The organism is Desulfuromonas sp. TF (genome assembly GCF_000472285.1).
Lineage (GTDB): Bacteria > Desulfobacterota > Desulfuromonadia > Desulfuromonadales > ATBO01 > ATBO01.
Window position 1 is genome coordinate 42,603 of sequence record NZ_KI421425.1, and the last position, 7,801, is coordinate 50,403.

1 protein-coding gene and 1 pseudogene are annotated in these 7,801 nt (G+C 63.8%); both read right to left on the minus strand.

Annotation, left to right across the window (positions count from 1 at the left end; genetic code table 11):
• Positions 1-114 precede the first annotated feature (114 nt).
• A complete protein-coding gene (locus DTF_RS0117915) occupies positions 115-5,070 on the minus strand; it encodes an OmpA family protein (RefSeq protein WP_226989414.1) in 4,956 nt (1,651 codons plus the stop codon).
• 187 nt (positions 5,071-5,257) lie between these two features.
• A pseudogene (locus DTF_RS25760) lies at positions 5,258-7,801 on the minus strand (DUF11 domain-containing protein); the annotation flags it as partial.

Sequence of the window (7,801 nt, forward strand, 5' to 3'; positions counted from 1 at the left end):
CAGATAAAGGCGGATGCACGCAGATAAAATCTCAATAACTTGGAATTGTTTTTTCTGGTTTTATCCGCATTTATCCGATTTTATCGGCGTTCGATTAATGGCTTTCGTTTTAGATCACATCTTCCCGATAATATTGATGAACAGCCCCTGGTGGTCGTAGTCCAGATCGGTCAGGTCATCCGAAAACTTGCTGAAGTTGTACCCGGCGCCTACCTTGACGTGATTGCCGATGTGCCGGTAGATGGTCACGAGCGCCCCGCCCAGCCGGTCTTCGGCATCGGGAAGGTCGAGCATGCGCCCCTCGAGGAGGGCATCCCAGCGGTGGAGGAAGTGCCAGTCGGCACGCAGCACAACAAGATGGGCCCGGCTTTCGAAGAATTCCCGATCGACACGGTCCTGGCTCACCTCGCCCTGGCGGTAGGCATACTTTCCCCCCACGGTCCAGCGGGGCGTCACGTCGTACATGACATCGACGGCTCCGATGTGGCTGCGCTGGATGACGGTGGAGCCCGAACCGGAGGCGGTCAGCTGATCGGCGGCCGGGACGTTGTAGAAATAGGTGTATTTGAACAGCGCATTCAGGCGGTCGTGATGGACGGGGCGATAAGCGTAGCCCAGGACCGCCTCCGTGAAGTCGCCGTCGTAGAACTGCCCCTGCGAACTCTCGCTGTGGGCGTAGTTGAGTTTTCCGATGAGACGCCAATCCGGTGACAACTGGTATTTGAGGCCGTTTTTCAGCAGCCAGGTGGTGCGCCTCGTGCTCGTGGCGTCCGGCTGTTCCGAGTCGTCCACGCGGTATTCGACGGCACTGGCGATCTTCAGCCGGTCGAAGCCGTAGCCGACGCTCACCCCCGCCGCCGTTCTCTCGAGCTCGGCCCCCGTCTGATTATCCGTGAGGGTTCCGAAGTCGACATTCGCACCGAGGTGGAGGCGGTCGGTGGGGGCGAGATCCACGCCGGTCGAATGCATCAGCCCTGTCGGGATGTCGCCATGGGTGTAGCGCTCCTCCAGGTAGACGCTGGCGCTGTCCGAATACCGCGTGCGGAAACCGGAAGCCATGTTCCCCTTCCTGGCCCGCAGACCGTTGTCGGTGCGCTCGTTCTCCAGGGCGTAGTTGAGATAGAGCGTGGTGCGGTCGGAGTAGAGGTATTCCGTCCCCAGCCGTCCGGCCGCCCCGAGATCCCCCTCCGACACTTCGCCGTTCACCTTGAACCTGTCGGTCACCCGGTAACTGCCGCCGGTACCGATCCGGCCGTTATCGTCACGGTTGCCGGTCGTCTTCAAGGACTCCTGTACAAAGCCGTAGGCGCTCCAGCGCGCGCGGGAATCGTACAGCAGCTGAAGCACCGCATCCGTCCGATCTCCCTCTTCCTGGGTCAGGGGGATCTGCGCGGATTTGTCCTTGCGGCTGTCCTGGCGCACGCCCGAGCTCACTGTCCAGTGCTCGTCCAGCTGGACATCGAGATTCAGCTCGCCGGCCACGGTCTCGAGCCCTTCGCTCTGAATCAGTTTGTCGCCCTTGATCCTCAGGCCCACCCGGTCGGAGAACGGCAGCTCCGCGGTGCCGCCGTATTGAGTCGTGTCCCGGTCGGTGAGCAGGCCCGGCGCCGAATAACCGGCTTCGAGGTCCTGGTGGTAGAGGGTGATCCTCCCCCGCCCCTTTTCAAAGAAGTCCCTGAATCCGATGCTGGCATCGGTGCGATAGGCCCGGGCGTCGATCTCCGAGCCGTCCAGGGGATCGGGCGCACCGAAATTGAAACCGCCGTCGCTGGAGGCCGTCTCGAGCAGCCCCGGCCCTTCGCTGCGGCCGGCTTCGAGCCTCAGCCAAGACTCGGCCGATTTGCGCAGGGTCACGTCCGCCCCGCCCAGGGTATTTTCGTCCCCGGCTTCTTCACTCCGGCTGGCGGTCACTCCGATTTTGAGGTAGTCGTTGAACCAGTAGTGAACCCGGCCCCCCGTCGTCAGGTTGTCCGGGTCGTCGAGGCCGGGGGTGAATTCGTAGCGGACCACCAGGAAGGCGGGGTGGCCGCTGATCGAGCCGCTGTGCACCAGCAGATCGTCGTCCGCCGTCGATGCCAGGGGCTGGGTCAGCAGCAGGCGCCCCTGCAGGTAATCGATATCGTAATCGAGCACCGGGGTCAGGTTCTTCACGCCGAGCACCAGGCCGGAGTCCTTGTCGCGGATTTCGATGCGCACCCGCTCGGAACCCTCGAGGACGTCCTGGCGGCGCAGGAAATAGAGAGAACCGCCGGTTCCCCTCAACTCGTCGCGTCCCGCCACCGTGCCGGGCTCGGCGGCGAACCCGTCGGCCATGAAACGCTCCTCGCCGAAGCTCGTGGCGTCAGCGCTCTGGGTATGCAGGTTCGCGCCGTAGAGCCCACGGTCGACGTGCGCCAGGGTGTTGTCGGTATAACCGATCTTGAAGTTGCCCCAGAGTCCGTAGTTCGCGCCGTTTTTCAATTTGACGTAGAATTTGCCGCGGGTCGGAGCGTCCTCCTCGACGGTGCCGTCATCGCCGTAGGTCGGGAAATGGTAATCCGGGTCAATGCGCCTGAACAGCGCCTCGGGCGACTTGTCGAGGAAGTTGCTGAAGATCTCGTCCAGCGGACCTTCGCGCGTATCGGCGCTCGCCGTCAGCCCCCAGCCGGCGCCGAATTTGCCTCTGGTGTAAAACGCGAGCCGCCCCTGAATGTCCACATCGTCGTCGTACTGGGGTTTTTCCGGGGCGAGGAGCTTGGCCGGGCCGTGGGTCTTGTTGGCGGATAGGGTCAGATCGGCGATCCCCACCGTGAACCAATCGCTCTTGTTCAGCGCCAGGTCGCGCAGGAACAGCTCTCCATTCCCTGATTTGTCGAGAACGGCCACCTCGACGGTATGCATGCCGTCCGGAAGGATTTCCTCGGCGACGAAACGACCTTCCCCGTCCACCGGTACGGCAAAGCCGGCCAGCCACACCCCGTGTTCGGCAGGGATCGCGGTACCGTGGGCCTGCACCGTACCGCCGCGAAGCTCTATGTTCCGGCTGCCGATACGGCTCTCGCCATATCCGACCAGCAGTTCCTCACGGGGATTCGCCGTCGTCACGGACGGGTCGATCCGGTCGACCACCCACAGTGGCTGGGCCAGCGTTTCGTCGAAGCGCCCCTTCTCGTCATAAACCCGAACCAGGTATTTCAGCTGGCGCCCAGGCGCGGAGTAGGAATCGAAGTCGGGCTGCCACTGCGCCATGCCGTCGCCGTCCATCTCGATGACGGCGAGGGGCGTATCGCGGTCGGACTGTTCCTCTTCGAAAATCCTGACCTCAGCCCGCTCGATGAAGCTGCGATAGTTGGTGTAGAGGCGGAATTGGACCAGGTTCTCGGCAAATTCGGTATCCTCCAGGTCCTGATAACGGATGGTCCGCGGCCAGGCCGTCACGTTGAGCCGCGGCTCCAGCTTCAGGGTGTCGTGCTTGAACTCGACCTGGGCCTTTTCGAGGGCTACGTCGATGCAGCGCTGCACATCGGGGATACTCTTCCCGGGATCATCGATCGGTTTTCCGTCGACCGTGATGCGCATGAGATTCAGGCCGAAGGGATTGGCCGGGTTGACCTCACGGGTCAGACGGGTGATGTCTACCCCTTCATAGTCATCGAGAATGGCCAGCTCGTCGTAGACCACCTGCACCATGACCCGCGAAGTATCCGACTCGATGAAGCCGGCGTTGACCACGTCATCGGACTGGACGTAACCGCGCCCTTCGAATTCCGCCTGCGGCTCCGTCAGCGTCATCCGGTCGCTTACGGTCGCCATGGCCCGGCGGGCCCGTGCCGTGGACCAGCCGATGTCGTCCCCATAGACCGCGGCAGTCCGGCGGTCCAGTCTTTCGTTGCGGGTATAGCCGACGAACCGCAGGCGCACATTGGTCTTGTCCTTGATCTCATCCATGATCCTGCGCAAACGCTCGGTGGTGCCGGCGGGGAGAACCGGCTTGCCGTCTTCGAACAGGATCGGATCGATGCCGCCCGACGGCGAATCGTAGACACGGGTGACCATTTCGGCGCCGGCGGCGTCCGGGCACAGCTGCGGCTCATCGGGCAGGTCCTGCAGCGGATCGTCATGCCAGAATTCCACTTCGATGCGGCGATTGAGCGCCCGACCCTGTTCCGTATCGTTGGAGGCGGCAGGCTGCGCCGCCCCCTTCCCCTCGCCTTCAACGGCGCCGTTGGGCAGGCCCAGACCTTCCTGAACAGCGAGGGCGACACGACGGGCCACCGCCTTCGACAACCCGACATGGTTACCGTAGATGCGCTCGTCACGCCCAGCCAGAGGGCTGTTATCAGTGTAGGCGGTGAACTTGACGACCACGTTCTGCTTGCCGCCGAGGTTCCTCAAGGCATATCTGACCTGCTGCTGAAATTCTTCCGGCACCGCCAGCATCCCTTCGTCGTAATGCAGAGGCGCAATCAGGTTCTTGACGCGGGCGCGATGGGAGTGCCCCTCCTTGTATCGCAATTTACAGACAGTTTCGGTACGGCAGATCTTGAGGCGGTTTACCTCGCGAGGGACGATTACTTCCTTTTCGGCCAGCTTTTCACCGATCTCGTCATACCAGACCTGAACTTCCACCCGGCGGTTGAGCCGCCGTCCTTCCTCGGTCGCGTTGCTGGCAACCGGCCGGCTCTCGCCAAGCCCTTCATAGGAGATCGCTTCGGGGGGAAGATCGAGCGCCCGCTGGAAATATTCGGCGGTGGTCCCCGCCCGCTCTCGCGACAGGCCGGTGTTGTCGCCGTAGAGCTCCTTCAGGGGTCCGCTGAGCGACAGGGAGTCGGCGTGACCGACAAAGTGGAGGCGCACGTTGTTGCGGCCGCGCATGCTCTCGAGGACCGTGCGAAGCCGCTCAAGATAATCCTCGGGGATCTCCGCCTCGCCGAGACGGAAGTGGATGGGGGGTACCATGTTCTCAAGCTTGATCGTCCGGACGTCCGGCTCGACGACCTGCCGAATTTCCGTGCGATCGCCCTGGTCCTCATCGAAAATGGAGGGATCGAGCAGCCAGGGCGTGAAGACCTGGTCGGAAGGCAGATGCATTTCGGACGCCTCGCCGCACGAGGCCGTTTCCCAGACACCGGCATGCGAGTCCGCGGCAACGGCAGTAGCGGCAACTGCCGAGAAAGCACTGAACATAAATAAGATGGCGATACCGCGCTTCAACATCAATTCCGTCTTTAAAAAGAGGCTTTCAGAGGTCCTGTAGGACCCATAAGACCTATGGGACCTATTGAACCGGCCCGCCTTTGCGCCAGAAGACCTCGGTCTCAACCGTCAGCCGATAGCCGCGGTCCGAGCGGCCCCAGAGATCGGCGATCTCCTTCTTCAGAGCCTTGAGACGCTGAGTTACCAGCCCTTCACGCTCCACATCCGCAAGGTAGGACAAGCGCAGCACGGACGGCGCTTTCTTCAATTCTTCCAGCAGTTGCCCGATCTTCGGCCGCCACTGCAGGCGCAGCTCCGTGGTCTCCGGCTCGAATACCCCGTCGGCGATATCGATGGAAACCACGTGGTGGATCGTCGCGCCGAAGTTGAACTTCATCATCTTGCCTCGCGTGGCGCGCTGTACCCGCGGATTTTCTGTGGTCAGGCGATATCCGGTAGGCAGGCTGCGATCGTCCAGCTTCAGGATGAAGTTGCTCCCCCGATCCTCGTCGGGAACCACCGCACAGGTGATATGGAAGCGGCCGTGTTCGTCGGCGGTTCCGATCAAGCCGCGGGCCGTCACCACGCGGACCCCGGCCAGCCCCTGCTCGCCCTCGTCCTGGTATCCGTTGAGGTTGCGGTCGTCGAATACCTTGCCGATGACGTCGGTGCAGTCGAAGGTCGGGTCGGGAATGACCCGCACGGTCGCCGTCGCTTCGCCGGAGACGCTCCCTCCGGTGGCGGTATTGAGCACCTGCGCGCGATTGACGTATTCACCTTCGGAGACGCCGGCGCCGACGATCAGCAGCAGCTGGAGCGTACGGCTGCCGTTGACCGGCAGTTCGAGGCCGTCCCAGAGCAGCTCCCGGCCGCTGGCAGCCGGCTCCAGCGGATCGCCGTCCAGGCGGGCGGAGCCTTCCACGTATTTGAAACCCGCCGGGAAGCGGTCGACGATTCCGACGTCCTGGAGCGGCACGCCGAACACGTTGTTTACGGTGATCGTGTACGGCACCAGCTGTCCCTTGGTCACGTTGATCAGCGATGAGGTCTTGGTGATCGCCACGGCCCCATCCAGTGCCGGATCGATGGGGATGGCGTTGTTGAACACCTGGCTTTCACCGGGAATGCTGCCGTTGCTGAGGGTGAGGTGGAGGTGATAGGTGGTGCCGTCCGTGCGCGGCGCCATCGACGGCGGCGGCACCGAAGCGGAAGCCGTCACCTCGCAGTATTCGGCGGTGGCCGGCACCGCGTCGGCCGCGCTGCCGGGGCAGGCGGGGACGGAGAAGGGCGCCGTCGTTCCGTCGCTCGCCGGGGGAATGATCCCGGACGGCATCGCCATGTAACCGCTCGCCGGAGGGATCACCTGGAGGAGATAGCCGCCGCCGGGCGGGCAGGACGGATCGCTGAAATTGACGTCGAGCTTGTAGAACCCGTTCTGTGCGGTGACCTGGTTCTGCTGAACCGGGTCGTCGAAGCACCGGTCCGGCAGCGGCGTCCCGGTCGCGGCGCTCACCACCGCAAGCCTCGCGCCGGAAACGGATGACCGCCGAACGGAGTCGTAAACCGCGCCGTTGGGGGTGATCGGCAGATTCAGGTCCTGGAGATTGCCGCCGGAAGCGACCGTCACGCCGCTGATGCGCTGCGGACCGTTGATGAAGGGCGAATCGGCAGTGCCGAGCGAGGCGGTGTTCGGGCCCGCCCCCGAGGCGCGGAAGCGAAGTTCATAGGAATCGGCCGTCGCCTCGTTGGGGGCGAGGCCGCTGAGACGGTAGACGCCCTCCCCGTCCGTCAGCACGGTGGCGAGAAGCCGGCTGCCGCGATAAAGCTCGACCGACCACCCATCGAGGCTCTGCTCGGCTCCGTCGTGGAGCTTGTCCAGATTCGCGTCGTGCCAGACCCGGCCGTTGAGGATACCGCTCCCCGGGATGCCTCCGATATTCACCGACGCACTGTCCGACGCGGTCTGATCCGTGCCCCAGGTCACCTCCGCCGTGTTGGTGATCGTCGTCCCCGTCGGAACGGACGGGCCGATGTTGGCGCGGAACCGAAGGACGGCCGTCGCGCCCGGCGGCAGGTCGCCACAGGTCGCCGTCAGCACCGGCGCCGCGTAGCCGATGCCGCCGGTCAGACCGTCGAGGGTCGCGGAGCCCGGCACCAGGGGATCGGGACCAAGCGGTCCCAGATCATCGATAATCACCACGTCCGTCGCCGTTACGGTGCCGATATTGGTAACGCGGATCGTGTACTCCAGCTGTCCGCCGGCCTGCGCCGCGCCGCCGATCGCGAAGGCTTCCTTGGTGATGGTCAGCTGCTGGGATCCGCCTACGACCACCTGCGTCGGCTGGTATCCGTTGGCGGGATCACCGTCCGCGTCGGTCGGCAGCGTCGGCAGCTCACTGAAGGTCACGTTCCCCTGGTTGATGATGATGGTCCCTGCGGGCACGCCGTCATTGACTCTGGCCTCGAAGGTGATCACTGCGCTGCCGCCCGCCGATACGGTCCCGGCGCCCGGTTGATCAGACGACTGAACCATCAGTCCGGAGATGAGGGGCGACAACCCGCCGTCGGCACCCAATGCCGCGCCGTTCAGACGAAGGGAATCCTCCACGTAGCCGGTATCGGCGGG